We start from the raw sequence: 25766 nt of genomic DNA, 5'->3' as shown, positions 1-25766 counted from the left end.
GGGTGGCTCATTCGCGCACGGCCGATGACCGGTGGTTGTACAGCGTCAGTCGTTTTGTAGAGGCCTGGCCGGTTGTCCGACGGCGTCGATTTTTTTCGATCGGCAGCGCCGATCAGAGGATCTACCGACGACAACAGCGGCGAGGGCCAGCAGATGAAGCACAGAGGCGAGACCTATCGACAGTGGTGTGACCCGATCCTGCATCATCAGGCCCATGAGGAGACCCTCGACGATGGCACCTGTCTGGAAGTGCAGACGCGTCTGTCACGCACGGGAGAAACGCAGTTGTTCATTGGTGTCTATCGACGCGATGGCTCGGTGGTGCGCGAGCGGGTCTACAGCCGACGCCCCGGAGAAACCATGAGCCGGGCATTGGTATGGGGCGTGGGATATGCCAGGCGAGTCGCGGTCGCAGGTGATGCCGTCAGGGCCGAGGCCGCTGGCGGTTCGCTTGGCCAACAACAGTGACCAATCGGTCAAATTAACTGAATCTTTTCTGCCTCGACTCGCTCCATTGGCTTGAATCGAAGGAGGAGAGTCCAATGGCAGGACAGCAGTTGTATGTGATCGAATATGAGCTTCACGGGGAGTTTCGCACGTTCATCATCCGCCAGGAGCGTATGGACAATGCTCAGGCCTGGCACTGGGCGAGCTGCGATGCGGGGGTTGGCATCATCCCCAGGTTTGGCCAGCACAGGATCAAGAAGGTCAGCCGGCCCATGGCCGAGCGGTACGGTATCGCCAACGTACGGTGGTGGGTATCGGGGCAAGGTCCGGAGTTCGTCGCGCCGCTTATCGATATGAAGAAGTTCTCTAATAGCGGCACTGCCGACACGTGAAGCCTTGCAGACGGGCACGATGAGCCAGGGCGATTTGCCCTGGCTTTTTTGTTGCAACCCCTTTACGGGTTGTAAATGAGCATTCCGAGGCTGGTTCAACGCAGCATCACCCGGTATCAGGGCTTTTCGCACAGAGCCTAAAACCTTTGAACGAATACGAAGGTATGACACTCAGCTGTTCATGCAGGGCCATCAGCGTGAGTCAGAGGAGGAGCTTCAACCATGCCCAACGAGCCCACCAACCAGGAAGTTGCGACCTTGATCGACATCAGCGAATCACAAGTCCAACACTACCGGGGAGAATCATATCTGCTGGGTGATGGCACCTGGCTCGTCCACTTCGCCTATTTCATGCCCAAGGAACTGCGTGCCAAGTTGACCGGCAGTTTCACCTTGATGATCAAGCCTCACGCCTGCGCGGGCGAGCGGCGCAGTGGATAGACCGTTCGCCAGCAGCGTCGTGCCCGTAGATGAACCGTTGCCCCCGTTCCAGGTTCTCCACGCGACAGCGTTCTCCAGGTGGCATACCCGGTTGCGGGACGTATCGGGGCTTCACCTCAGCTCGTGCAGACGCTGTTGCGGGCACTGAGCGCCTGGCCTTCAGCGGCAGGCGATTTCCGCCGCCACCCCACGGACACGCTTCTATAAAGTCGTTGCCCGCCCAAGTCGATCCAGCTCGAACACCTTGCTGTGCTGCAGGCGCTCGCGCAGGTAGCTCGCCGCCGGCCCCGCTTGGCGGCTGCGATGCCACAGCAGGTCCACCCCCACCAGCCAGTCGGTGTGTGGGTAGGCTTCCAGTTGTAACTCCACCAATTGGCCGCTCTCCAATTCGCGCTGCACCAGCAGGCGCGGCAGGGTCGCCCAGCCCAGCCCTGCGCAGACCATCTCGACCAGTGCCAGGTAGCTCTCCGCACGCCATAGCTGGCCCGCACGCAGATACTCGCTGCTGGGCAGTTTGTCGGCATGGGCAAAGAAGGCCAGCCGGCGATGGGCGTTGAGGTCGGCGAAACTGACCGGTGATTGTCGCGCCAGGGCGAACTGGTGATGGCAGACGTGGGTCATGATTAGCTTGCCCAACTGCTGGAAGGCAAGCTCAGGCGGGTAGTCGGGCTGGGCGAATGTCACCCCAAGGTCAGCTTCGCCGGTGAGGATCATCTCGCTGACATCGCCGTGCAGCGGGTGGCGGATCAGCAGATCGACGAAGGGGAACGCTGCGTCGAAGCCCTTGAACGGCGGTATCAGTGGGCCATACGGGACTTCGATGGCTAATGTCAGTGCCGCTTCGACCTGGCCGGCCAGGCTGCCGGCGCTGCCCTCCAGGGCATAGCAGCGTTCGAGGATGCCTTCGGCCCGCAGCAGCAGCTTGTGGCCAGCGGGTGTCAGACCAGGAATGCGGCTGGAGCGGTCGAACAGCTGCACGCCAAGGTCGGTTTCCAGGTTGCTGATCGCCGCACTGACCGTCGATTGCGTGCGCCCCAGTCGCCGCGCCGCGGCAGAAAATGAGCCTGCCTGCACGGCGCTGACGAACACCTGAAGTTGTTCCAGTGAAAAGCGCATCGCCTGATCCTTCCCAAACGGTCCAACCATCGATATTAGCGATGGTTAATCATTTGCTCCATCGTTGAATTAACAGGATGCTCCCCGTCGACATCGGCGACAGCTGCCCATGCTTTCCTGTGCTGCATGTCACTCCGGGCGCCTTCAACAATAAAAAGAGCCGCACTTCAGGAGCGTCACAACATGAGCCAATCTCTGATCCACCCCGTGGACGAAGTACTGCCTCCACGGGAGCTGTTCACCTTCGGCCTGCAGCATGTGCTGGTGATGTACGCCGGTGCCGTCGCCGTACCATTGATTCTCGGTAGCGCCCTGGGACTGAGCCATGCCCAGGTGGTCACGTTGATCAATGCCAACCTACTCACCTCGGGAATCGCGACCTTGCTCCAGACCCTCGGCCTGAGGTGCTTCGGTGCGCGCTTGCCGCTGATCCAGGGCTGCTCGTTCATCGCCTTGGCACCGATGATCATGATCGGTAAGGAATTCGGTCTACCCCATGTGTTCGGTGCGGTGATCGCCGCCGGTGCACTCACGATGGCCATAGCACCGCTGTTCAGCCGCCTGCTGCGGTTCTTCCCGCCGGTGGTGATCGGCAGCCTCATCACGGTCATTGGCATCTCGCTGATGCCTGCGGCAGCGATCTGGCTCGGGGGAGGTCAGCCAGGTGCCCCGGATTTCGGCGCACCGGCCAACTTGTTGCTGGGCCTGGCGACGGTGGCGATAACCCTGGTGATCCATGCCCGCTTTCGCGGTTTCATCGGCAATCTCAGCGTGCTGCTGGGGCTGATCGTCGGCAGCTTGGCGGCGGCGGCATGCGGCATGACCGACTTCAGCCGGGTGGGGGCGGCGGCGTGGTTCGAGCTCAGTGCGCCAATGGCGTTCGGTGTTCCGCAGTTCTCGTTGACGCCGGTGCTGATCATGTTCCTGGCCATGCTGGTGATCATGGCCGAGACCACCGGTAACTGCCTGGCCATCGGCAAGCTGACCGGCAAGCCTGCCGACCCGCGAACCCTGGGCAACGCGTTTCGTGCCGATGGTTTGTCGACCATGCTGGGCGGGTTGTTCAACAGCTTCCCCTACAACGCGTTTACCCAGAACACTGGCCTGATTGCGCTTTCTGGCGTCAAGAGCCGTTACGTGGTCGCTGCCGCAGGCGCCATCATGGTGTTGATGGGGCTGTTTCCCAAGCTGGGTGCTCTGATCGCCAGCGTGCCGACACCCGTGCTCGGTGGCTGCGCCATCGTGATGTTTGGCATGACCACCGTGGCGGGGATCCAGGAACTGTCGCGGGTGCGCTTCGAGGGGACTCGCAACGGCCTGGTGGTGGCGGTATCGGTCAGCATTGGCGTATTGCCGATGTCAATGCCGGCGCTGTTCGAGCATGTCAGCGGTCCGCTGAAACTGGTGCTGGAGAGCGGCATCTTCCTCGCCGCAGTCAGTGCCATTGTGCTCAACCTGCTGCTCAATCGTGAAGCCGAGACAAGCACTCAGGACGCCATCGACTCCAAACTGGCCAAGTGAGCCTTTCTTCACGCGCGCCCGTCGGCGCGCTTTCAACTGCCTCTCAGGGAGCAACCGCCATGACGCTGTCCACCCCCCATGCCACCGACCTGTCCGAGCTGGACCTTGACCTGCTGCGCCAGTCGATCAGCCTGTCCGAGCAATCGCGCAGGGATGGCCGACATCCATTCGCCGCACTCGTCGCCGATGCCCAGGGCCGCATCATCGCCAGCGCTGGCAACAATTCCATGCCCCCCGAGGGCGATCCGACCCAGCATGCCGAGCTCGTGGCGGCCGCGCAGGCAGCCAAGCTGCTGACACCTGAGCAACTCGCGTCCTGCACGCTATACACCAGCGCCGAGCCCTGCTGCATGTGCGCCGGGGCGGTGTATTGGACCGGTATCGGCAGGGTAGTCTATGCGTTGTCGGAGCATGCCCTGCTGGGTTTGACCGGCGCCCACCCGGAAAACCCTACGTTCTCGTTGCCATGCCGCGAAGTGTTCGCCCGTGGTCAGCGCATCGTGAAGGTGCATGGGCCAGTGCTGGAGGATGAGGCGGCGCGAGCTCACCAAGGGTTCTGGTCATGAACGGCGGCGTTTCCGTGCATGTCGTCGACATCGCCAGCGGGCGCGCCGCGCATGGGCTGCGGGTGAGCATCGGGGCAGTTGGCGAGGCGGCGTTTGCCGAAGGCATTATCGACGCCCGCGGCCAGTGGCCGGCTCTGGCTGCGCTGAACGAGCGATTTGGCGTCGGCGTCTACGAACTGCGCCTGCAGGTGGCGCAGTTCTATCGCCAGCTCGGCACCGAATTGCCCGCCATACCCTTCCTGGACGAGTTGGTGTATCGCTTCGGCATCGGCGAGGCGCAGGCGCACTATCACCTGCCTTTCAAGATCACCGCCTGGGGTGTCAGCTGTTTTCGTGGAGGCGCTTGAGCTGCATCGCTGCCAAGCTTAAGCCTGGCAGGGTTGGCGATCGAGCATTGCGGGTGCGCCCGCCCCTGTAACCTCGCCAACCCGTTGGATGTCAGGTTATCGGGCACTGGTTGCCCGGCCTCAGGCGTCCAGCACCAGGTGCGGACCCCGCGCGACCGAGACACATGGCGCGATCCATTCACCGCTGTTGCGCTGTGCCTCGCTGAGGCATTCGTCACGGTGTTGCGGTTCGCCCTCGATGACCCGGCACACGCAAGCACCGCAAATACCCATGCCGCATGAGATGGGCAGCGCCACCCCAACTCTCGCGGCAGCCTGGACCAGGCTTTCGCCCGCGTGCACTTGGACTTCACGCCCACTGCGCTGCAGAACCAGCACACTGCTGGCGCCGGCTTGATCGAGTGGCTCAGCCGGCCTGAAGTGCTCGCGGTGCAGCGCCGAAGCCGGCCAGCCGCGAGCCAGGGCGATCTGCTCGACGCTTTCCATGAACCCCGCAGGCCCGCAGCAGTACACGCTGGCTTGATGTTGCCAGTCGGGCAGTTGCTCATGCAGGCAGTCACGGATCTGCGCCGCGCGCAAGCCTCTGAACACCTCGACGTGCGGACCCAGGTGCTGGACAAGGGGCGCCTGGTGCAAGTGCCGGGTGAAATACAGCAGCCGCACCGCACGCCCCTGTGCCTGGCATTGCCGGTACATGGGCAGCAGCGGCGTGATGCCGATGCCCGCCGCCAGCAGCGTCACCGGGCCGTTGCCAGGTTGCAGGGAAAACAGGTTGCGCGGCGCGCTTACCTCTATTCTTGCACCCAGGCGCAGGTGCTCATGCAGCCATTTCGAACCGCCCCGTGAAGTGGGTTCACGCTTGATGCCCAGGTACAGATGCCCCTCATCGGGCAGGCTGGCCACGGAGTATTGGCGCACCACGCCGTTGCCCAGGCGCAGGTCGACGTGGGCGCCGGCTGCCCAACTGAAGGGCAGGGCGCCGCCGCCCGGTGTGCCCAGTTCGACACCCAGCACATCGTCGGCTTCCAGGCGCAAGGCACGTACTTGCAGGGACGTCCAGTTCATGCGCGTACTCCCGCCGCCCGTTGCAGGCGCACCACGGCCTCGCGGGCCTGGCAGCCCAGTTCGGCAAGGTCCAGGCCAGGGATGGCGTCGTTCTCCACCCGCAGCTGGCCGCCGACCAGCAACGCCCGCAACGTCGGTCGCCCGCCGCCGACCACTGGCGCGATTCCGAGGTCATGCAAGCCAAAGTAGCGTGGCTGGTCGAGCCGGTACAAGGCGAGGTCCGCCGCCATGCCGACTTCCAGCGTGCCCAGCGCATCCAGCCCCAACACCTGGGCGCCGCCGGCCGTGCCCCAGCGCACCACGTCTTCCACACAGGCGACATGGGCACCCCCCTCCAGCGTGCCGCCCGCGTAACCAGGCAAGGCCCGCTCGCCGCCCTTGGCCCGCTGCATAAGCCAGGCGGCGTGGGTTTCGCTGATCATGTCGCAGGCTTCGTTGGAGGCCGCCCCGTCCACACCGATCGAGATCGCCATGCCAGCAGCTTCCATGGCGACGATGTCGGCAATGCCGCTGCCCAGCCGGCCGTTGCTCTGGGGGCAATGGGCAACGCCGGTTCCGGTCGCGCCCAACAGCCGGATTTCCTCGGCGCTGAGCTTGACCAGGTGGGCGAACCACACATCCGGCCCCAGCCATTCGTGTTCTGCGCAGAAGGCAACCGGTGAGAGCTGATGGCGACGCTGGACTTCGTTCTGGTACTCCACCGTTTCGCTCAAGTGACTGTGCAGGCGGATGCCCAGCTTGCGGGCGGCGCGGGCGGTTTCACGCAGGTGCTCGGGTGGCATCGAATAAGGTGGGCTGGTGGGCGCCATTACGACCCGGCGCCAGGCGTCGGCGGCGTGGTCGTGGTAGGTGCGTACCAACCGCTCGACGTCATCCAGGTACTGCTCCAAGGTCTCCGGCCCCGCACTTGCCGGGCCTTCGGCCTGGCGCACCTGGGTCGCGCCGCCGCGGCACAGCACGAAGCGCAGGCCAAGCTGCTGTGCTTCCTCGAACAGGATCTGTGCGCTATCGAAGCCCATGCCTGGCAGGTAAAGGTAATGGTGGTCGGCAACCGTACTGCAGCCGGAGCGAGCCAGTTCAACCAGGCCGATACGTGCGGCCAAGCGGAAGCTGTGCTCATCGAACAGCCCGCGGTAGCGATACGGGACCGCGCCCAACCACGCCCCAAGGCTTTGGTCGATCCCTGCCGGAATACCCTTGAGCAGCGACTGGAACAGGTGGTGGTGGGTATTCACCCAGCCGGGATAGACGACGCAATCGGTAGCGTCGAGCACGGGTTCGCCTGTCTCCGGCCGCAGTGTGCCGATGGCTGCGATACGCCCTTGGCTGATGCGGATGTCCGGCCCGGCATGACGCGCTGGCACGCCACGCAGGCCGGTGAGAATGGCGCTGGCGTTGCGGATCAGCCAGCTGTCTGAATGCTTCATGTGGGTCTCCATAGGCTTAGCCCAATTCACTTTCGTGCCAATGGCGAAGGCTCAGGCGAGCCAGCACGGCCATCAGGCTGAACAGCGCGACGCCGGTCAGCGCGATCAACACCAAGGCGGCGAACAGCCGCGGGATGTTCAGCTGAAAGCCCGCTTGCAGGATCTGGTACGCCAGCCCGGCGCCCGTCCCCCCTGTGCCGGCAACGAATTCGGCCACCACTGCACCGATCAACGCCAGCCCGCTGGCAATCCGCAAGCCGGCGAAGAAGCATGGCAACGCGCTGGGAACACGCAGACGCAGCAGCACCTGCCAGCGGCTGGCGCGATTGAGCCGAAACAGGTTCAGCAGCCCCGGGTTGACGCTGCGCAGTCCCAGGACCGTGTTAGCGATGATCGGAAACACCGCGACCAACGTGGCGCAGATCACCAGGGCCAGGGTGGTGTCGCTGCACCAGATGATGATCAGTGGTGCGATGGCAACCACTGGCGTGACCTGCAGCAGGATGGCGTAGGGGAACAGGCTGGCTTCCACGACGCGGCTCTGCACGAACAGGAAGGCTGCCAGGGTGCCGATGACCACCGCGAGGGCAAACGACAGGAAGGTGATCTTCAAGGTCATCCACAGTGCACCCAGCAGCATCGGGCCGTCGGCAATCAGCGTGCGGCCAATATCTGCGGGTGAGGGCACCAGGTACACCGGTACCTGCCAGGCGATGCACGCCAGTTGCCAGAGTGCGAGCAACGCGGCGCCGACCACCAATGGTGAGGCGATGCGCAACAGGGCTGGGTTGTGTAGCCAGGGCGTAGAGGTTCGGCTCATGTCGGGGCTCTCAGGAAGGCTCGCCGTTGGCCTTGGCCAGCAGCTGGGACAGGTGGGCACACTGGGCGATGAAGGCGGGGGAAGTGCGGTAGGCTTCGTCGCGCTCCCGTGGCCCGTCGATGGCGACATCGGCGATCACCCGACCGGGGCGGGCGCCCATCACCACGACACGCGACGACAGGTACACCGCCTCGAAGATGCTGTGGGTGACGAACACCACCGTCAGGTCGCGCTCGGCCCAGAGTTGGCGCAGGTCGCTGTCGAGCTTGTTGCGGGTGAACTCGTCCAGGGCGCCGAACGGCTCGTCCATCAGCAGCAGGTTGGGTTCGGTGGCCAGCGCCCGGGCGATCGATGCGCGCATCTGCATGCCGCCTGAGAGTTCACGCGGATAAACCTCGCCGAACGCGCCCAGGCCTACCCGTTCAAGTGCGGCCTGCACCTTGGCCAGGCTGTCGGCCCGCGGCACGCCGGCCAGGTCCAGGGGCAGGCGCACGTTGTCCTGCACCTTGGCCCAGGGCATCAAGGTCGCTTCCTGGAACACCATTGCCAGGCGGCGGCCAGTGCCGCGGCTGTCGCTGTCGGGGGCCTCTTTGCCCCACCAGCGCACGTGGCCGGCGGAGGGCTGTTCCAGTCCGGCGAACATCTTCAACAAGGTGCTTTTGCCGCAGCCTGAGGGGCCCAGCAACGACACGAATTCGCCGCGCTGGATCGCCAGCTTGACTCGGCTCAGGGCATGGGTGCCATTGCTGTAGGTCTTCTCGACCTGATTGGCGAACAGCGGGGTGTCGGCGCTCACGGCGTCGGCACCGATGGGGGCCTGCAGCCGGGCGTTGGCTTCGGATAAGGTCTGCATCAACATGGCGCTCTCCCGTGGGACATTGAGCGGTTGCGTATGCCCCGGCGCACCGGGGCGTCGAACAGGTAGTCAGTGGCTGGCGAACACTTCGCTTTCGCCATGGGCTTCGAGCAGCCCCAGCAGTTGCCGGCGGATCACCAGGCCAGGCTTGTCCGAGGGCATGTGCAGCTCGACGCGCCGACGGGTATCGACACAGGCGTCGGGGTCGGTGGCTTCGAGGATGTCGCGGTCCTCGGCGGTGATCGCCGCATCCCAGTCGATGAGCGCCTGGGTCGAGCACTGTTCTTCGCTGTCGTTGCGGTACAGCCATTGCACGAGCATCAGGCGGCCATCGTCGATGGGTGTGGCGCAGTTGTAGATGATGTGGTGAATGCCGCTATCGGGGTACATGCAGCCGAAGCGGCGCGAGAACGGCAGGTAGTAACGGTTGATCAGATGGCGCTCGGTGATCGGCGCACGGGTTCCGGTGATGGCGAAGCTTTCTTCTGGGTTGCGAATCGGGACGCGTGTTTCGGCCTCGAAGCCGTAGTCGGTCTCGCGAAATTCGTAGCTGGCCGGTTGCGGTTGGTCGAACAGGCCGAAGTTGGCCTTGTGCACGAAGGAGAAGTGCGAATTGTCGAAAGAGTTTTCCATGACCCGCAGCGGGCTGGTTTTCCACTCTTCGTAGAATTGGAAGATTCGGCGATAGCCAGGGGCACCGTCCTCGGGGAAGTCGGGGATCGGCTGCAGCGGATCGTCCAGTGCCACCCAGGCATAACCGTATCGCGCCTGGCAGTGGAAGGTCTCGACCGCCGCACCGGGTGGAATCGCGCCGGTCGGGTTCTGCGGGATCTTCACGCAGGCGCCGGTGCAGTCATATTCCCAGCCGTGGTAGCCGCAGGCGATGTTGCCGGCCTCGCTGACAAAGCCTTTGGACAGTTTGGCGGTGCGGTGGCAGCAACGGTCGCGCATCGCCACCGGCGTGCCGTCGGGGCGTTTCCACAGGACCAGGGCTTCACCGAGCAGGGTGAACGGCTTTGGCCCGTCGTCCAGGGCGGTCAGGGGCAGCAGGGCGTACCAGAAGCGACGCAATACAGGTTGTTTGGTGACCAACATGATCCAGTTTCCTCACACGGCTTGAAGTTGTCGTTATTCGTTCAGCGGCTAGCGGCCTGGGGCGCGTCGGGCAGCACCCTCAGGTCGTCCACGAAGCGAGTGGTGTAGGCTTGCTGCCACGGTGCGGCGGCGCCGAGCAGGCCGGCCTCGACCATGAAATCGCGGGTGGCCTGCCAGCGGGCGTCGCTCATGGTGCCGATGCCTTGGGTCGCGGCATCGCCGCGGGTCAGCAATTGGTGTTGCTTGAGGGTCGAGAGGCCCCAGGCCAGCAGTTCGTCAGTCATGTTGGGGTTATCGCGCTTGATCAGCGCATTGCCGGCGGCGGGGTTTTCCAGGTAGCGCTTCCAGCCCTCGAGCGAGGCTCGGACGAACCCCGCGACGCGCTGCGGATGTTCATCGATGATGTCCTGGCGGGTGGCCAAGGTGGAACCGTAGGGTGGGTAGCCTGCGTCGGCGAACAGGAAGAAATTCGGCTGCTGGCCGGCTTTGATTGCCTGGAACAACTCCGAGCTGGCGTAGGCCTGCTGGGTGGTATCCGGGCCGGCGAGGAACGGCTGCAGGTTGAAGGTATAGGGGCGCGCCTGGTTGTCCTGGAGCTGGTACTTGCCCTTGAGCCACGGCCACCAGGTTTGCTGGCCGGAGGTAGACACCAGCACCTGCTTGTTCTTCAGCGCGTCGAGGCCTTGGATGTCAGCGTGGGTCATCAGGCCCTGTGGGTCGCCCTGAAAGGGGGCGGCTACCGCAACCACTGGGAGGCCTTGTTCCACGCTTTTGAGGATCTGCAGGTCGTAGTTGACGATGAAGTCGGCCTGTTTGCTGACCAGCAACTGCATGCCATTGACCTGCGGGCCACCCATGCGGATGGTCACATCCAGGCCTTCCTTCTCGTACAGACCCTCGGCCAGGGCCTGGTAGAAGCCACCCTGTTCGGCCTGGGCGTACCAGGAGGTGAGCAGCACGACCTTGTCGTTGGCCACGGCCAGGGACGTGCCCGCCAGCATCACGCTGAGCGCTGCCGCCAGCGAGCGCAGCGGTTGAGTCAAGCCAAAGCGGTTTTTCATGATTGTTCTCCACCTCGATTCGAAATCCGCAGGGTGCCTGTGGGCACCTCAACGAGAAGACCGAGTGGAGAAACAACGCGGCAGGAGCAGGGTGAGTGTTCTCGGCTGACATTGTTCTCTTGCCCATGGCCGATTGGCCGCGTGCAAACATCCACTCGGATGTACGCCTGATCAAAGGCGCAAGAGCAATGCCCCATGCCGTCCACCGGCACTGACCGCTTCTACTCGACCGTACACGAAGCCAGAAGCGTGCCAGTTCCTGAGAGCCGCTGAAACAGGGCTGGCGGAGCCTGGCCGGGGCGTTGCGAGGTCAGGGCAGTGGATCGATACGGTGCAGCGAGGCATGCGCCAGCGCTATTTGAGTGCGCAATATCGTGACTGGTGAGTATTCATTTGTCGGATTTATTGCTCACAATCCATGCGTATTACTGTATTCGATTAGCTGGCACGTACCCTGCTAGGGATCATGGGAGTAGAAGCGGTCAGTGCCTGGAAATGGCATGGGACATTGCTCTGGCGGCATCACGCCGCACACCCGGCAGGGGTGGCGCCACGGTTTGCTCCGTGGCCAGAGACGAGGTCTGTCCGCCTATCCCTTGCGGGTGAATTTCACCGACCTCAACCCAAGGGATGCCCATGAAACTCAGCCCATTTGCCTGGTTCTTCCACAGCTTCCTGCCCGTCTGCGCCCTGGCGAGCGCCAGCGCCCAGGCTGGCCCGTTGATGTGGAGCGACAACAGCCTCAGTTATCTCTACGGCCATAACTACAAGGTCGATGGCACCGGCAATGACATCCAGCAGACCGTCACCTTCGAACATGCCAGCGGCTGGAGCTGGGGGGATGTGTTTCTGTTCGTCGACAACAAGTGGTCGAACGGTTTATCCGGCAGTGATGGGTATACCTACTATGGCGAGTTTTCTCCGCGCTTGTCGCTGGGCAAGGTCAGCGGGCAGAACCTGCGTTACGGCGTGATCAAGGATGTGCTGATTGCCGCCACCTACGAGCGCGGGGAGGGGCGTATTCGCCGGTACCTGTTGGGGCCAGCGGTGGACCTGTTGCTGCCTGGATTCGACCGCTTTTCGCTCAACACCTACTATCGCAAGCCCGACGGCATCACCGGCAAGGCATCGGGGCAGTGGCAGATCAACCCGACCTGGGCGATGACCCTTCCGTTGGGGCGGTCGGACATCCTGTTCGATGGTTACCTGGAATGGTATGTGAACGACGTTGGCCGCAAGGGCACGTCGGACTATGTAGCCAAGAGTTTCCACTTCAATCCGCAGATCAAGTACGACCTTGGCAAGGCGTTAGGGCACAACCCGAAGCAGTTCTACGTGGGGGTAGAGTGGGATTACTGGTCGGACAAGTATGGGATCGAGGACAGTCACGGCTTTGCAACCGACCAGAATGCGCTGAGCGCATTGCTCAAGGTTCATTTCTGAAGAGCAGGGTCGGTCCAGTGCCGTCCTGTGCATGTCCCTGAGCACCGAGCGCCGTCCAGGCGGCGCATCGGTAACGCTGTGGCCGAGGATGACGGCGCGCCGACTCACGTTCGCATCGCCCGTACGGCTTGGGATATGAAACATTCTTAACGACTGATTAACCATGGCTGTCTCCGCACTTCGGTAAGGTTCTGTTTTTCATGAATTTGCGGAGAACCCACAATGTTTCGGATGCTGTCTTGCACTGTCCTGTTGATGGCCACGTTCGCCTGCTCGGCGGCTGACGCGGCGCCCTCGGGGGAGGCTCTGACGGTGCTCAGTTCTGGCGGAATCATGGGCGCTATCCGCGAAGTGGCCCCCGCGTATGAAAAGAAATTCGGCGTCAAGCTCAACGTCGTGGCTGCTCCGTCGATGGGCGAGACCCCGCAAGCCGTGCCGAACCGACTGGCTCGCGGCGAGCCGGCAGACGTCGTGCTCATGGTCGGATCGGCGCTCGATAAGTTGGTCGACCACGGCCAGGCGGACAAGGCCAGCCGAGTCGACCTGGGCAAGTCTTTCATTGCCATGGCTGTGCGCAAAGGCGAACCGAAGCCGGACATCAGCACCCTGCAGGGCTTGCGTACGGTTCTGCTCGACAGCAAGTCGGTTGCCTATTCCGACAGTGCAAGCGGCGTGTACCTTTCCAAGACTCTTTTCCCGCGCATGCAATTGGGCACAGCGTTCGATGCCAAAGCCCACATGATCCCTGCCGAGCCGGTCGGGGCCGTGGTTGCCCGTGGCCAAGCGCAGATCGGTTTCCAACAACTGAGCGAACTCAAGCCCGTGAAGGGCATCGACATCGTTGGCCTGATCCCGGCCCAGGCGCAGAAAATGACAATGTATTCGGGCGCCATCGTCAGCAAGAGCCCGCACCATGCCGCGGCCCAGGCACTACTGGACTACCTGGCCTCGCCACAAGCGGACGCGGCGATCGAGGACAGCGGCCTGAAGCCATTGATTCACAACGCCGGCTGAAACCAGGGGCGATGCCTGGTTTCATGTAGCGTGCGCGATTAGTGCGGTTCGACGGTTTGCTGCAGATGATGTGATCTGCCGCTAGGTGCGCTCGGGTCCTTCCTGGAATGCTCGACCCGGGCGACCGCTACCTTGAAAGGCCTGCCACTGGGATTGATCGCCTGAACGCGCAAAGCGATGGAGTCTGGGGAACGGGATTGCCCGGCAAGGTGGCGCAGTAGCAGAAAGATCACTCCTGGGAGCAGAGCACCCTCTCAAGCACCGCCCACTGGGTCATACGCAGTGGCACCTCGGGCAGTAAGCGTGATTGGCAGGAGACGGTTACCGGCCCGCATCGTCATGACACCTACTCGGTCGGTCGCCTACTCTGCGGCGTGTTGCGCTCAATGCCGCCCAGTAGCGTTTGTCGTAGTTCTTCCTTCGCCTGGGCCTGAGTGATGTCTCCTGCCACGGCTGCATCCGATAATGCATCGGCCGCCCCCAACATGCCCCAGAGGTAGGCGTTGGAAATACCAGCAGGCTGGGCGAAAGGTGCAAAAATCCCGAGGCACTTCGTGATCAGGGCCTTTTGATACTGACGTTTCAACATGGCCAATTTCGGTGAACCGCTCAGGGCTGCCAGCACACCCTGAATCTCCCGCCCCTGGGTCATCACGCAATCGACATAGGCGCTGGCGAAGGCAGTCGCTTTATCCTGCAAGGTGGACTCAGCCGCCGCGATCGCGGCGTCGAAGAGGGCGGTTTGGCGAGCGTCATAGTCTTCGTACAGTGCAGCCAGCAGGCCTTCGCGGGTACCGAAGTGGTCGTAGACCACCGGCTTGGTTACGCCCGCCGCTTCGGCCAGGCGACCTAGGGTCAGAGCATCCGTGCCCTCTTCGGCGATCAGCATCCAGGATGTTTCTAGCAACTGGCGGGCGCGTGCAGCTCTGGGCAGGCGTCGACGGGAAGGTGCGTCACTTGGCGTTGTCATGCTCAACGCCCCTGCGTGTGTGAAGCGAAGATACCGGCACCGATGGCCTGTGCTGTTTCCAGATGAGCCTGCGGATAACCCTTTTCCGAAGGAAGCAGTACGCTTGAACTGTGCACCTGTGCGCCGCAGTAATCAAAAATGCCGTGCTCGATCTGGGTCTTCATGGCGGATGTGTAGCCGTGCCGCGTATAGGTACCTTCATCGGCGCCGCCAATGGCTACCAGGTGAACGTTAAGGCGCTTGAGCTTCTTCACAACCTTACCGTCGCTGTCGTCGTAGGCCCAACCCTGGGAGAAGACGCGGTCGATCCAACCCTTGAGCAGGGCAGGGAAGGACCACCAATGGACTGGGTAGACCAAGACCAAAGCGTCTGCACGGTCCAGTCGTTCTTGTTCGGCAGCAACGTCGGCGGGTGGCTCTGCCTGCTTGTGAAATAGCGCTTGGTCCGCCAGGTTGAAACGCGGGTCGAAGCCCTCGGCGACGAGATCGGCAAACTCTGCGCTGTTGTGTGGGTTAGAGGCCGTGATGCCGTGGACGATGTGCTGGGCGATGGCATGGGTCAAAGAACGCGGATCGGGATGGGCGACGACGATTAAACTGTGCATGATCGGTTCTCCGACAGAGGACGCGTGGTCCTCGATGTAGAAGCGACCGCGCTTTAGCTACTAAAGGTAACCTACTGATAGTAGCTTTTCCAGTTCGGTATGCTACTCCGTGAATTTTTCATACTGCAGAGGTCTGTGAGGTCGGCAGTAATCTTTGTAGGAACGGGTTCACCCGCAAACACGGGCGAAGCCCTCGCCATTCACCGCGCGGCCTGCTTCGTGGGCGAACCTGCTCTCCCACCGTCCATTGCGCACTCTCCGGCATTTTTACCCAACTTGGCAGGCATGCCATGCTCGGCCTGTAAGGCGGTCGTTGCTATCGACCCATCGCCCAGCACGAAGCGCGCGAACGTCAGAAGTTGTACTTGAAACCCGTCATGATGTTTCTTGGAGCACCGTACATACCGTGGTCGCCGGCATAGCTGAGGTATTCACGGTCGAACACGTTGTTCAGATTGACTGACGCACTTAGATGCTGGTTGAAGTCGTAGCGAGCCAGGAGGTTGGTGACGGCATAGCTACCCTGGGTGAAGGTGTGCAGGTCGGCACCGGTTTTGCTCTGCCAGTTCACACCGCCGCCAAGGGTGAGCTTGTCCAGAATCCCCGGCAGGCGATAGCGGGTGAAAGTCTTGAGACTGTGGCGAGGCAGGGTGGTAACGATACGCTGGTCGTCAGCGTCGGTGCTGACCGCATAGGCATAACCGGCAGATGCCTGCCAGCCTTCGGCCAGCTCTCCGTCCAGGGTGAATTCAGCGCCTTTGGTAGTGGTTCCCTGTTCCGACTTGTACGTGTTACCGCCTGGAGTATCGATCCAGATTGCCAAGTTGTCCTGCTCGATCTTGAACAGCGCGACGCTGGAGTTCAGCTTGCCGTCGAAGTGGCTTCCCTTGACGCCGACTTCATATCCGGTGCCCTCCATCGGATCCAGTGGTTTGTTGTCGATGTCGCGAACCCAGGACGATTGTGGGTTGAAGATTTTCGTATAACTGGCATACAGCGACCACGTATCGTTGACGTCATACACCACGCCAGCATACGGGATGTAGACACCGGTTTCCGACTCCTTGGTCTTGGTTTGCTCGGCGTTGTAGGGTTTATCCTCGGTGTCGCGATGCCAATCGATCACGCGGCTACCCAGCAAGACACTGAGATCGTCGGTGGCGTGCAGGCGCGTGGCGAGATAAGCGGCGTATTGAGTTTCGTCGGCAGTGGATTTGCCAGTGACGTCGAATTCCGGTTTGACCGAGCCGCCGTTCCAGTTCAACAGGTTATCGATTGCGCCAGCCGGAGAGCCGGAATAGTCGTATTTCCAGCCGCCGTAGCTTGGCACGTCCTCGTAGTAGTTGGATAAGGTCACGCCGGCGATCAATTCATGCTCGCGGCCCAACAGACTGAACGGGCCGGTCAGGTAGGCATCGATGTTGTTCTGGCGGGGGATGCCGGAGAAGCGCACGGGCAACTGTGTGGTGCCGCTTCCGTCCGGGTTGAGGCTGCCGTTGACGTAGTTGAAGACTTCATCAAACTTGTTTTCGGAGTGGGTCAGCTCGATCTTTCCGCTCCAGCCATTGGCGAACTGCTGTTCGATCGAGGTGAAAAAACTGGTTTGCTCATGGTCGTTGTAAGACCACGTTTGAGCCGAATTGAGTGAGCGTTTGAGGTTGGTGCGAGACCCGTCGGTGAAGCGGGTCGGCAGGCCGGAGCGCATGGGCGAGTCAACGTCTGTGCGTTGGTAACTGAAGCCCATCGTCAGCAGGGTGTCTTCAGTCAGGTCGAACTCGGTAATGCCGTAGATCAGCTGCGAGTCCTGTTTGTAGCGGTCTACCCATGACTGCTCTGTCTTGAAGTCGGCGACCAGACGACCGCGTACGTTGCCGGTTTCGGTCAGCGGGCCAGATACATCAAAGCCAGTTCCGTAGCGGTCCCAGTTACCCGCTTCTGCGGTGACGCTGGCCTGAGCCTCGGAGGTCGGACGCTTGCGGATCAGGTTGATCGTCGCTGAAGGGCTGCCCAGGCCGCTGATCAGGCCGGTAGCACCGCGCACCACCTCCACCCGGTCATACATGGCCATGCTCTGGGTGTAATTGTCCATGCGCTTGACGGTGGGCACACCATCGATTTCAAAGTTCTGAACCTCGAAGCCGCGTGAGAAGTAACCATCGGATTCGGCACCCAGCCCGTCGCGCAACACGATGATGCCCGGTGTGGCATCGAGGGTATCGCTTAGATTGGTAAGGCGCTGGTCATCCAGGCGCTGGCGGGTCATGACGGTCAGCGACTGCGGGGTCTCTTTGGGGGTCAGGTTCAGACGGGTCGAACTGCTGGATGAGTAGGTGGTATAGAGCCCGGTACCTTCTGTAGTCGACCCGGGCGCTTTGCCCGAAATTGAAATGCTTTGAAGCTCCAGCACGTTAGAGGCCGGCGCTCGCTGGAGGGTGTATCGCCCATCCGGCTGGCGCACCGCTATGAGCTGGCTGCCCTCAAGCAGCGCCTGTAACGCACCGTCGACCGTGTAATCACCCTTCAAGCCAGGGATGGTTTGTCCGGCAATCAATTCATTGGGAAACGACAACAACAAATGGGCTTGCTGGCCCAGGTGATTGAGCGCAGTGCCCAGTGGCGCCGCGGGGATTTCGTAGTGTTGCACGCTGCTATCGGCGGCTGCCCACACTGGCGATGAACTGGCAATCAGAACCGCCGCGGCGCAACCCAGGGTGCTGGCGAGCGGGGTTGCGTAGCACGACGAAATACTGCGGTGATGCATGTGAAGTTCCCCGATGTTTTTGATGTTTGGCCTATAAGTCTCGCCAGAAATCAAAACGGCTCATCGAAGACGAAAATAGTTCAAACGGTTGCTGGCAAGGCGCGCAAGTTGACCCATAGGCGAGTGAAACGCTGGACATCCAGTTTCAGTGTCTGGGCAATGGCATCGATGATTCGATCACTGTCTGTCAGCGGGTAGGATCCCCATACACGCAGGTTGGCCAATGCGGGGTCGCACCCGAGATGCCCATGACGATAACGACCCAGTTCATCCAGGAAAGCCTGGAGCGGTTGGCCGTTGGCGACGATCATGCCTTCTGCCCAGGCCGGAGCGTTTGCTTGCAGTGCATCCTGATCGAGCAGCCCGAGCGGCCCGAAACGAGCCAGTTGCCCGGCCTGCAAGGGAGTCCACGTGCTCGCTTTTGCCGGTTTTACCTGAAGCGAGCCACGATAGACCGCCAACTGAGTCGAGCCATTCTCAAATTGGCGTACCGTGAAGCGCGCCGAGGACGCCTGCGCGCGGATCTGAGGGGCTTCGATGGAGAGTGCCTGGTTCAAAACCGTGTCGACCAGGATCTCGCCGCTGAGTAATCGAAGGTGCCAGCGATGATCTGTATGACGAACATTTATCGCGCTGTGGGTATTGAGATCAAACGACAGATTGGCGTTCAGCGCGACGCGTCGCTGCTCTCCAACGCCCGTGACGTAATCGGCGCTCAAGCGCGAAACCACTTCGCTGCCTCCGGCCAACCATGCACCCGCGCCTGTGGTAAGCAGCAGGGCCAGGCCCTTGATAGCCCGTCGTCTGCTCAACCCTTCCTGAGAAGAAAGCAACAGGGCCTGTCGGGCAAGGTTTGGATCGCCCTGGGTACGTATTGAGTCTAGCTGCGCAGCCAGGGCTAAGGCCCTTTCCCAGGCCAGCTCATGCAAGGGGTGTTCACTACGCCATGCCATGAAGGCGGCCTGTGCGGGTGAATCAAAGTGAGCTTCCTGCATATCGAGCCACCACGCCATCGCCGCCTCGCACATTTTCGGTGATGGCGCGGGTTCTGGGGTAAAGGCGTTTTCGGTGATCGTCATCCCAGCGCTTCCGTGACCAGCATGCACTGCGCACCTGCCTTGATGATGTGGCGTTTGACGGTAGCGATTGAAATACCCAGCCGCTCGGCAATTTCCCCATGGCTGAGCCCATCCAGTTGCGACCAGAGGAATGCCTTTTTGACGGCGACATCCAACTTGCAGAGTGCTTCGTCGAGTCGAACCAGCGTCTCGAAAATAATCAATTGGGTAGCCAGATCCGGCAGCACGTTTTCGTCATCCGTCTGAATTGCATCCAGATAGGCTTTTTCCAGGCGTGTGCGGCGGTAGTGGTTTGACAAGACACTGCGTGCAACCTTCGCCAGAAACGGTCGAGGCTGTCGGACTTCCAACGCCTCTTTGCTGAGCAACAGGCGCATGAAGGTGTCCTGCATCAAATCAGCGGCGCGGTGTGAGCAGCTCAATTGCCGATACAGCCAGCGACGCAGCCAGCGGTGTTGCTGTTCGTAAAGAGCCGTGAGCTGAGCATTGTCGACGGATGCCATGAGTTTGAGTCGATGCAAATGAGACGTAGTATCATATGTGACTATTGGGCTGCCGACAAGAACGCAGAATGTCTGCTTAGGATCGTGTAGCGACGGTCATACCTTCACTGTCGCTATACGCTTTCAGACCAGCAAACGACCCTTAGCTGCCCGTTGCGACAGACAGAAATCGACACAAAGCTTTCTGTTCAGTATGAACCGCTGCTGACATTTCAAACCAACCGTCGACTATTTTCCTTTCTCATAAAGTATGAAAGTTGGTTCGACCTGATTAGGCGCCCCAGTGTAGCCCGGCGACACTCAGCAGGATCAAGCCAATCCAGAAGAACCGCCAGAACGAAACCCCGTCACCCAACCAATACATGCCAACGAGGGCCGTGCCTGCGGCGCCGATGCCGGTCCACACCGCATAGGCGGTGCCAACGGGCAGGACCCGCAGGGCCATCGTCAGTAAAGACAAGCTGCCGGCCAAAACCGCGAAGGTGCCGGCGAGCAACCAGGGCCGCTCCATGCCATTGGCGGATTTGAGTCCGATCGCAAAGGCAATCTCTAGGAACCCGGCAACGATCAGCAGTAACCAGGAGGCGGTGTTAGTCATGGGGCGAGACCTTTCAGGGCAAAAAAAGGCGAGCCACCGAGGGCTCGCCAAAGGGGAGGTAAACGGAGATGAAACGTCAGTTGGCCAACAGTCTGCCGCGCACCAGGCTGGACAGTGTTTTCAAAGTCAGCACGCTCAGTGCCATGGTGAGGAACAGCAGGATCAGTACAGCGATGACCATCAGCACAGTGTTGTCCTGGGCATGTGCGTATTTCAGCGCCGCATTGCTCAGGGCCGCGATGGGAAAGCTGATTGCCCACCACGAAGGGGCAAAAGGCACATCGCGACGGAACACTTTGAAGCTCAGCACCACGAACAGGAACAGGCCGAAGTAGAACAGCACGCTGGCAAACCGGTCGATCTCGCCAAACACGTTGGTGTACGCAAGGAAACCGACTTCAAAGGGTGCAATCAGGACCATCAGCGAAGGCACCATGCCTTTGGCCAGGGGGGCCTGATGGACCAGGCGCGAGAAGATCCGGGTGTAGAAAACCAGTGCCAGCACCGCACCCACGGCCAGTGCAAACATATTGAACTCGGCAGCCCAGACCATCGGCATATGCGCACCGGTGACCGCGATATCAAGGGTGGCAACGCCCGGGATCAACCAGGCGGGGACTGCATTCAAGGGGTCCTGCGCGCCCGACAACAGGCGCGAAACCACCAGGCCGGCGAGCAGTACGGTCAGTACGCTGCCCAATATCCACAGTGCTTCGCCGAGCAGCCTGCTGTGAGGCGCCGCCACGGCTGAAAGCAGCAACAACGCGATGGTGACGGTGCCGAAAAAGTTGCTTGCAACCGGGTGATTGAATTCGCCCCGCACCGCTTCAGGATGTTTGAACCATTTGGTCAGGTAACCTAGGGTCAGCAACACGAATACCAGCCCGGCAAACGCGCCTATCGCCTCACCCAGCTGGCCGCCGATACCGAAGTAGTGGCCATTTAAGCGCCAGGCCAGGCCCAGGCCAGCCAGGCCCATGACTGAGCCAAACAAATTGATGGGCAGGTTTTTAATGGAAGTCGTGCTGATGGTTACCGATTGAGCCACAGCGATGTTAGGGGTGGATGCAGTGTTCATGGCAGTCTCCCGTTTGACTGAATTTGCTGTTGAGGTTATTTTCAGCCAAACATGCTTTGGCCGAAACAGCCGCGTTACGACGTATTCAGCCATTATTTCGACGAGTACAGACATCATGCGCATCACCCTCCTTGCCTTCCCCCGCGTGCAGCTGCTGGATGTGGTCGGTCCGGCTGATGTCTTTGCCGAGGCGGCCAAGCAACTGGGCAATCCACGGGCCTACCGGGTCGAAGTGATCGCCACCGAAAAAGGCATGATCAAAGGCTCAAGCGGTTTGAAGCTAGCCATCGACGAGACCTTCGAAACCTATAAAGGCAGGATCGATACCTTGCTTGTGGCCGGCAGTCCGCACATCGACGAGATCGCGCTCAACCCTGCCTTGCAGCAGTGGCTGCGCAAACAGGCCACGACGGTGCGCCGCATTGGCTCGGTGTGCAGCGGCGCGTTCCTGTTGGCCGCCGCCGGCCTGCTCGACGGCCGTCGTGTCACGACCCACTGGAACTCCAGTGCGAAACTCGCCAAAGAGCACCCGCACACCCAAGTCGACGCCGACAGCATTTTCATCAAGGACGGCAACCTCTACACCTCGGCGGGGGTCACCGCGGGCATGGATCTAGCCCTGGCACTGGTCGAAGAGGATCACGGCAGGGAACTGGCGCTTAGTGTGGCGCGAGAGATGGTGATGTTCTTCAAACGACCGGGCGGGCAATCGCAGTTCAGCGCGCAGTTGGCCGCCCAGACAGCCGAACGCAGCGTGATCAGGGATGTGCAGGATTATGTGGTGCAGCATCTGAAGGCCGACCTTAGCGTCCCCACCCTCGCCGCACGCGCCGGCATGAGCGAACGTAACTTTGCCCGGACCTTCAAGGCCGAAGCCGGCACGACGCCGGCCGAGTTCGTGGAGCTGGCGCGCATCGATGCCGCCAGGCGCTTGATCGAGGATTCAGACGTATCCCTCAAGCGCCTGGCCGACACCGTGGGTTATGCCAATACCGATGGTTTCAGAAGAGCCTTCACACGCCGTCTCGGGGTCGGTCCGAGTGACTATCGAAAGCGGTTTTCTTCAATGTGATGTAGAAGGGGGCCGTTAAAATCCAAAGGTACTGATGGAACAGCCAATGTGACGTTGTGATAGTCATCGACACGTGCGTTCAATGATGCCTTGGCTCCACGGAACTCAACTGTATCGGGCCAGTATTTCAATGTCCGCGTCTGGCCGAATTCTTCAGTATCTGACCGGCAGCTATGGGTCGAAAGTGGTCACCCACGACCGGCTGCATTCGACCCATAGCGGTCCTTCAGGAAATTGTCTTGGAGAACCGTAGTACCTTAGTACCACATCTATGCCGGAAAGGAGAGCTAGCAAGCGAAATCTACGAAGGCAGTATACGCCGAATTTAGCGGCACACAGTTCCGGCTAAGCCACCTGTTGCTGCCATGCCTGAGGCGTTAGGCCTTCGGATTTCATAAACGCTCGGCAGAAATGTGGCTGATCGTAGAAGCCGCACTCTAGGGCGATCTCGGCGAGCATCATCGTCGATGTCTCTAGCAGTTCTTTACTCTTCCTCAGCCGCTGCTCACGCAACCACTGCTGAGGAGAGACCTGTCTGGATTCCTTGAACCTGCGCGAGAAATAGCTGCGCGACAGTCCGCATGCTTCCGCAAGTGCGGTGACCGAAATGCCGATATCCAGATGATCCAACATCAGCTGCTTGGCCGTTTTGACTTGCCATGGTTTAAGCCGCCCCGTCGACTTAATCGCGACGGAGGCTATAACGATGCCTTTAGCACTGTTCATGGAGATCAACTCGTCCTGAAAAAATCTGAAGATGAATTGATCCGGGCGGCACTATTCGGTGAAGCATCTTCTGAAGCTTCAAACACTCCGTCATGACTGATCGCCCGGATCGGTTCGTTCCGGCCCCGCTTGTTGAGCATAAAATCAACTTTGGGGCTGATCAGGTCTCAGATCGATGCGGCCTCGGGCGCCAAGGTAGGACCGTGCTGAACACGCTCTGGCGCTTTGTGCACCATGGTGTAGGCGTAGTCGACGCCCATGCCGTAGGCACCCGAATGCTCTTTGACCAGTTCCATGACCGCATCGTAGGTGTCGCGGTTTTTCCAGTCGCGCTGCCACTCCAGCAGCACCTGTTGCCAGGTTACTGGCACTACGCCCGCCTGGATCATGCGCTGCATGGCGTAGTCGTGTGCTTCCTTGGTCGTGCCGCCGGAAGCGTCGGCAACCATGTAGATCTCGTAGCCCGCATCGTGCATGGCGGACAGTGCGAAGGTGGTGTTGCAGACCTCAGTCCACAGGCCCGAAACAATGATCTTGTTCCGACCGTTCTTTTTCAGCGCGTCGCGAACCTTCTGGTCGTCCCAGGAGTTCATGGAGGTGCGCTCCAGCAACGGCGCATCAGGGAATACCGCGAGCAGTTCGGGGTAGGTATGGCCGGAGAAACTCTCGGTTTCGACCGTGGTGAAGATGGTGGGGACATTGAAGATCTTGGCTGCTTTGGCCAGGCCCACGGTGTTGTTCTTCAACGTCTGCCGGTCAATGCTTTGTACGCCAAAAGCCATCTGCGGTTGCTGATCGATGAAGATCAGTTGGCTGTTGAGCGGGGTCAGGACTTCAGTGTGTGGATTGCTCATTGTTCTTCCCTTTTGTTGAACGGTGGCGAGAGTTTCCCCGGCGGGTTGTCGCCGAGTGCCAGCACAAGATAGCGAAACACTCAGTGAAACGGTGGCGCATTGTTGCGCTCTTGAGGGAGCAAAACTGCACCACGGGTAGCGTCCAATCCGGTGCTAGGATCTCGGCCAGTCGGATCACGTCGATCCATTTTTCGCCAAGGAGAATCCAATGGCCGCTTCACGACCTTTCAACGACGACACCGCCTACTGGGGCGTTCCATGGGAAGAGGGCTACGGCTATCCGCAGGCGCGGCGAGTCGGGAACGAGATTTTCATCTCGGGGCAGTTCAACCATGACGAAGAAGGCAACCTGGTAGCGCCGGCGCCACTAGATGCTGACGGTCGTCCGAGCGATTTTTCGTCAATGGGCGAACAGATGCGGGTTTCCTACGACAACATTGCCAAGTTGCTCGCCCTGTATGGCGCCACGATGCAGGATGTCGTTGAGGAAACGCTATATGTGCTGGACATGGACGCTGCTTTTGCGGTCGTCGGCAAGGTGCGTAAGGCAGCTTACGGCACAGAACGCCCGCAGGCGGCCAGCAATATCATCGGTGTATCGCGGCTCGCCCAGCGTCCCCAGCTGATTGAGATCGTGTGTCGAGCTGTCATCGGCGCCCACGCCAAATGAACGGTGCTCCCGGTTTCCGCTATGAAACCGGGATGGCCTGCTGACCTTCGACCAGCGGTTTGAGGTCGGCCACGGCAGCGGCGCAGAACGTCATGAATGCTTTCACCCGCCAGGATTTCCTGATGTCCTGGTGGGTAAGCAACCATAGCTCATCCTGAAGCTCCTGAACTACTTGGCCTGCCCGAACCAATCCTGGGGTAATGTCGCCCAGCATGCAGGGGAGGAAGCCAAAACCGAGACCTGCTGCAATAGCCGCGCTCGCAGCCGCCACGGAATCGGTGCGGTAGGAGATGAACTCAGAGGGCACCCGACATTCGACGTAGCTCGTTGCCTTCAATCCGCACAGGCCTCCCGAGTAGGATACCCACGACTGCCCCTCAGCGAAGGGGTCGGCAATCGCTGCCTGCTTGACGCTGCGATACGGCGCCCAGGCGATGTTGGCGAGCTTGCGACCCACTAGGGTATCTGCCGGTTTTTTGGTCGCACGTATCGCAATGTCCGACTCGTCCCTCGCCAAACTCAACGTCTGGTTGCCGACTAATACCTCAACGGTGATCCCCTCATTGAGGGCTTTGAAGTCCGCGATGATCGGCGTTAGAAAGTACAGCAGCAGCGAGTCGCTGGTGGTGATTCGCAGTTTCCCCAGCGGGCCTTGGCCGGCGCGAGAAACCCTGCGGGTGACACTGACGATGTCCAGTTCAACGCGCTCGGCCAGTGCACGCAGTTCGGTACCCTCGGCAGTCAGCAGATACCCCGCCTTACGATGATCGAACAGCGCGACCCCAAGCGTCTTCTCAACCTGCGCGACCCGGCGCGAGACGGTGGACACATTGATGCCGAGCTTCTTGGCCGTGGCCGCGCGGTTGCTACAGTCACTCAGCGTTTTGATGATACGCAAGTCGTCCCAGGAAAGCTGGCTTACAGCTTCTCCGGCATCCCATTTCGGTCCATTAGAATTCGATTGGGTCGGCGAGACACTTCCAGGTGAAGGCTTCACGAAAATCATTCCAGATGAGGAGGAGCAATGATACGAGAAGGGGATTAGTCTGCCCACCATTCTGGGAGTAAGTCACACTCATTCAATCCGAGACATATGCCAGCTTATTTTGAACGCAGTCAATCGCGAGCGTCCGCCTTCGACCCATAGCGGCCCTTCGTGCAGGGCAGTAATCGGCCAATAGCAGTCAGTCGACTGATCGGATGCGGAAGATTAAGCTGGCGTTCTTTTGCGTGCACGGA

Annotated in this window: 27 protein-coding genes; 10 read left to right on the top strand and 17 right to left on the bottom strand. The window is 60.8% G+C overall.

Annotation, left to right across the window (positions count from 1 at the left end; translation table 11 throughout):
• The first annotated feature begins 153 nt into the window (after positions 1 to 153).
• The 3 genes from P3R38_RS14445 to P3R38_RS14435 all read left to right on the top strand — a co-directional run bounded on the left by P3R38_RS14445 (position 154) and on the right by P3R38_RS14435 (position 1280).
• Complete coding sequence (locus tag P3R38_RS14445) at positions 154 to 468, top strand: hypothetical protein (RefSeq protein ID WP_027906722.1); 315 nt, start codon at positions 154 to 156, stop codon at positions 466 to 468.
• A gap of 74 nt (positions 469 to 542) precedes the next feature.
• Positions 543 to 839, top strand: a complete 297-nt coding sequence (locus tag P3R38_RS14440; protein WP_023380936.1) for a DUF6555 family protein — start codon at positions 543 to 545, stop codon at positions 837 to 839.
• A gap of 222 nt (positions 840 to 1061) precedes the next feature.
• Positions 1062 to 1280, top strand: a complete 219-nt coding sequence (locus P3R38_RS14435) for a hypothetical protein (RefSeq protein WP_023380935.1) — start codon at positions 1062 to 1064, stop codon at positions 1278 to 1280.
• 201 nt (positions 1281 to 1481) lie between these two features.
• Here P3R38_RS14435 and P3R38_RS14430 read toward each other — a convergent pair whose 3' ends face one another.
• On the bottom strand, positions 1482 to 2396 hold the full coding sequence (locus P3R38_RS14430) for a LysR family transcriptional regulator (RefSeq protein WP_277686329.1): 915 nt from the start codon (positions 2394 to 2396) through the stop codon (positions 1482 to 1484).
• A gap of 183 nt (positions 2397 to 2579) precedes the next feature.
• Between P3R38_RS14430 and P3R38_RS14425 the strand changes: the two genes are divergently transcribed.
• The 3 genes from P3R38_RS14425 to P3R38_RS14415 are packed head-to-tail and all read left to right on the top strand — an operon-like array spanning position 2580 to position 4830.
• The gene (locus tag P3R38_RS14425) at positions 2580 to 3917 is read left to right on the top strand and encodes a nucleobase:cation symporter-2 family protein (RefSeq protein WP_104881644.1); all 1338 of its coding nucleotides are present in this window, start codon (positions 2580 to 2582) and stop codon (positions 3915 to 3917) included.
• Between the two features lie 59 nt (positions 3918 to 3976).
• The gene (locus tag P3R38_RS14420; RefSeq protein WP_023380932.1) at positions 3977 to 4483 is read left to right on the top strand and encodes a nucleoside deaminase; all 507 of its coding nucleotides are present in this window, start codon (positions 3977 to 3979) and stop codon (positions 4481 to 4483) included.
• The gene (locus P3R38_RS14415) at positions 4480 to 4830 is read left to right on the top strand and encodes a hydroxyisourate hydrolase (protein WP_104881645.1); all 351 of its coding nucleotides are present in this window, start codon (positions 4480 to 4482) and stop codon (positions 4828 to 4830) included. The genes P3R38_RS14420 and P3R38_RS14415 overlap by 4 nt, the downstream gene beginning before the upstream one ends.
• 120 nt (positions 4831 to 4950) lie before the next feature.
• Here the strand turns inward: P3R38_RS14415 and P3R38_RS14410 are convergent, their stop codons facing one another.
• The 6 genes from P3R38_RS14410 to P3R38_RS14385 all read right to left on the bottom strand — a co-directional run bounded on the left by P3R38_RS14410 (position 4951) and on the right by P3R38_RS14385 (position 11154).
• A complete protein-coding gene (locus tag P3R38_RS14410; RefSeq protein ID WP_104881646.1) occupies positions 4951 to 5895 on the bottom strand; it encodes a PDR/VanB family oxidoreductase in 945 nt (314 codons plus the stop codon).
• Positions 5892 to 7322, bottom strand: a complete 1431-nt coding sequence (locus P3R38_RS14405) for an amidohydrolase family protein (RefSeq protein WP_023380929.1) — start codon at positions 7320 to 7322, stop codon at positions 5892 to 5894. Before P3R38_RS14405 ends, P3R38_RS14410 begins: the two co-directional genes overlap by 4 nt.
• A gap of 16 nt (positions 7323 to 7338) precedes the next feature.
• Complete coding sequence (locus P3R38_RS14400; RefSeq protein WP_277686328.1) at positions 7339 to 8142, bottom strand: ABC transporter permease; 804 nt, start codon at positions 8140 to 8142, stop codon at positions 7339 to 7341.
• 10 nt (positions 8143 to 8152) lie between these two features.
• On the bottom strand, positions 8153 to 9001 hold the full coding sequence (locus tag P3R38_RS14395; protein WP_277686327.1) for an ABC transporter ATP-binding protein: 849 nt from the start codon (positions 8999 to 9001) through the stop codon (positions 8153 to 8155).
• A gap of 66 nt (positions 9002 to 9067) precedes the next feature.
• Complete coding sequence (locus P3R38_RS14390; RefSeq protein WP_023380926.1) at positions 9068 to 10093, bottom strand: aromatic ring-hydroxylating dioxygenase subunit alpha; 1026 nt, start codon at positions 10091 to 10093, stop codon at positions 9068 to 9070.
• A 41-nt stretch (positions 10094 to 10134) separates the two neighbouring features.
• A complete protein-coding gene (locus P3R38_RS14385; protein ID WP_104883612.1) occupies positions 10135 to 11154 on the bottom strand; it encodes an ABC transporter substrate-binding protein in 1020 nt (339 codons plus the stop codon).
• Positions 11155 to 11790: 636 nt separating this feature from the next.
• Here P3R38_RS14385 and P3R38_RS14380 point away from each other — a divergent pair.
• Together P3R38_RS14380 and P3R38_RS14375 are read left to right on the top strand one after the other, a co-directional pair.
• On the top strand, positions 11791 to 12597 hold the full coding sequence (locus P3R38_RS14380) for an outer membrane protein OmpK (protein WP_023380924.1): 807 nt from the start codon (positions 11791 to 11793) through the stop codon (positions 12595 to 12597).
• 222 nt (positions 12598 to 12819) lie between these two features.
• Positions 12820 to 13611 carry a substrate-binding domain-containing protein gene (locus P3R38_RS14375; RefSeq protein WP_277686326.1) on the top strand — a complete coding sequence of 264 codons (792 nt, stop codon included), beginning with the start codon at positions 12820 to 12822 and terminating at the stop codon, positions 13609 to 13611.
• Between the two features lie 346 nt (positions 13612 to 13957).
• Here P3R38_RS14375 and P3R38_RS14370 read toward each other — a convergent pair whose 3' ends face one another.
• The 7 genes from P3R38_RS14370 to P3R38_RS14340 form a co-directional block, all read right to left on the bottom strand.
• Positions 13958 to 14581: a TetR/AcrR family transcriptional regulator gene (locus P3R38_RS14370; RefSeq protein WP_277687222.1), complete on the bottom strand. Its 624-nt coding sequence runs from the start codon at positions 14579 to 14581 to the stop codon at positions 13958 to 13960.
• A 2-nt stretch (positions 14582 to 14583) separates the two neighbouring features.
• On the bottom strand, positions 14584 to 15186 hold the full coding sequence (locus P3R38_RS14365) for an NAD(P)H-dependent oxidoreductase (RefSeq protein WP_023380921.1): 603 nt from the start codon (positions 15184 to 15186) through the stop codon (positions 14584 to 14586).
• 352 nt (positions 15187 to 15538) lie between these two features.
• Entirely contained in the window at positions 15539 to 17947 is a 2409-nt protein-coding gene (locus tag P3R38_RS14360) for a TonB-dependent receptor (RefSeq protein WP_277686325.1), read from the bottom strand.
• An 80-nt stretch (positions 17948 to 18027) separates the two neighbouring features.
• Positions 18028 to 19026 carry a FecR domain-containing protein gene (locus P3R38_RS14355; RefSeq protein WP_277686324.1) on the bottom strand — a complete coding sequence of 333 codons (999 nt, stop codon included), beginning with the start codon at positions 19024 to 19026 and terminating at the stop codon, positions 18028 to 18030.
• A complete protein-coding gene (locus P3R38_RS14350) occupies positions 19023 to 19529 on the bottom strand; it encodes a sigma-70 family RNA polymerase sigma factor (protein ID WP_104881652.1) in 507 nt (168 codons plus the stop codon). The genes P3R38_RS14355 and P3R38_RS14350 overlap by 4 nt, the downstream gene beginning before the upstream one ends.
• A gap of 271 nt (positions 19530 to 19800) precedes the next feature.
• A complete protein-coding gene (locus P3R38_RS14345) occupies positions 19801 to 20127 on the bottom strand; it encodes a multidrug efflux SMR transporter (protein ID WP_277686323.1) in 327 nt (108 codons plus the stop codon).
• Between the two features lie 76 nt (positions 20128 to 20203).
• The gene (locus P3R38_RS14340; protein ID WP_256584495.1) at positions 20204 to 21322 is read right to left on the bottom strand and encodes an SLAC1 anion channel family protein; all 1119 of its coding nucleotides are present in this window, start codon (positions 21320 to 21322) and stop codon (positions 20204 to 20206) included.
• Here P3R38_RS14340 and P3R38_RS14335 point away from each other — a divergent pair.
• On the top strand, positions 21321 to 22277 hold the full coding sequence (locus P3R38_RS14335; RefSeq protein ID WP_277686322.1) for a DJ-1/PfpI family protein: 957 nt from the start codon (positions 21321 to 21323) through the stop codon (positions 22275 to 22277). The genes P3R38_RS14340 and P3R38_RS14335 overlap by 2 nt on opposite strands.
• Positions 22278 to 22622: 345 nt before the next feature.
• Here the strand turns inward: P3R38_RS14335 and P3R38_RS14330 are convergent, their stop codons facing one another.
• Positions 22623 to 23003, bottom strand: a complete 381-nt coding sequence (locus P3R38_RS14330; RefSeq protein WP_104881656.1) for an AraC family transcriptional regulator — start codon at positions 23001 to 23003, stop codon at positions 22623 to 22625.
• Positions 23004 to 23170: 167 nt separating this feature from the next.
• On the bottom strand, positions 23171 to 23857 hold the full coding sequence (locus P3R38_RS14325; protein WP_084296595.1) for a hydrolase: 687 nt from the start codon (positions 23855 to 23857) through the stop codon (positions 23171 to 23173).
• A 208-nt stretch (positions 23858 to 24065) separates the two neighbouring features.
• Here P3R38_RS14325 and P3R38_RS14320 point away from each other — a divergent pair, with 208 nt between their 5' ends.
• Complete coding sequence (locus P3R38_RS14320) at positions 24066 to 24527, top strand: RidA family protein (RefSeq protein WP_058133611.1); 462 nt, start codon at positions 24066 to 24068, stop codon at positions 24525 to 24527.
• A gap of 19 nt (positions 24528 to 24546) precedes the next feature.
• Here the strand turns inward: P3R38_RS14320 and P3R38_RS14315 are convergent, their stop codons facing one another.
• Entirely contained in the window at positions 24547 to 25533 is a 987-nt protein-coding gene (locus P3R38_RS14315) for a LysR family transcriptional regulator (protein WP_177429950.1), read from the bottom strand.
• Between the last annotated feature and the right edge of the window lie 233 nt (positions 25534 to 25766).

Source organism: Pseudomonas sp. NyZ480 (genome assembly GCF_029537255.1).
In the GTDB taxonomy this organism is placed as follows: domain Bacteria; phylum Pseudomonadota; class Gammaproteobacteria; order Pseudomonadales; family Pseudomonadaceae; genus Aquipseudomonas; species Aquipseudomonas taiwanensis.
Note: the sequence above shows the minus strand (reverse complement) of the source record. Positions and strands in the feature narration are given on the sequence as shown.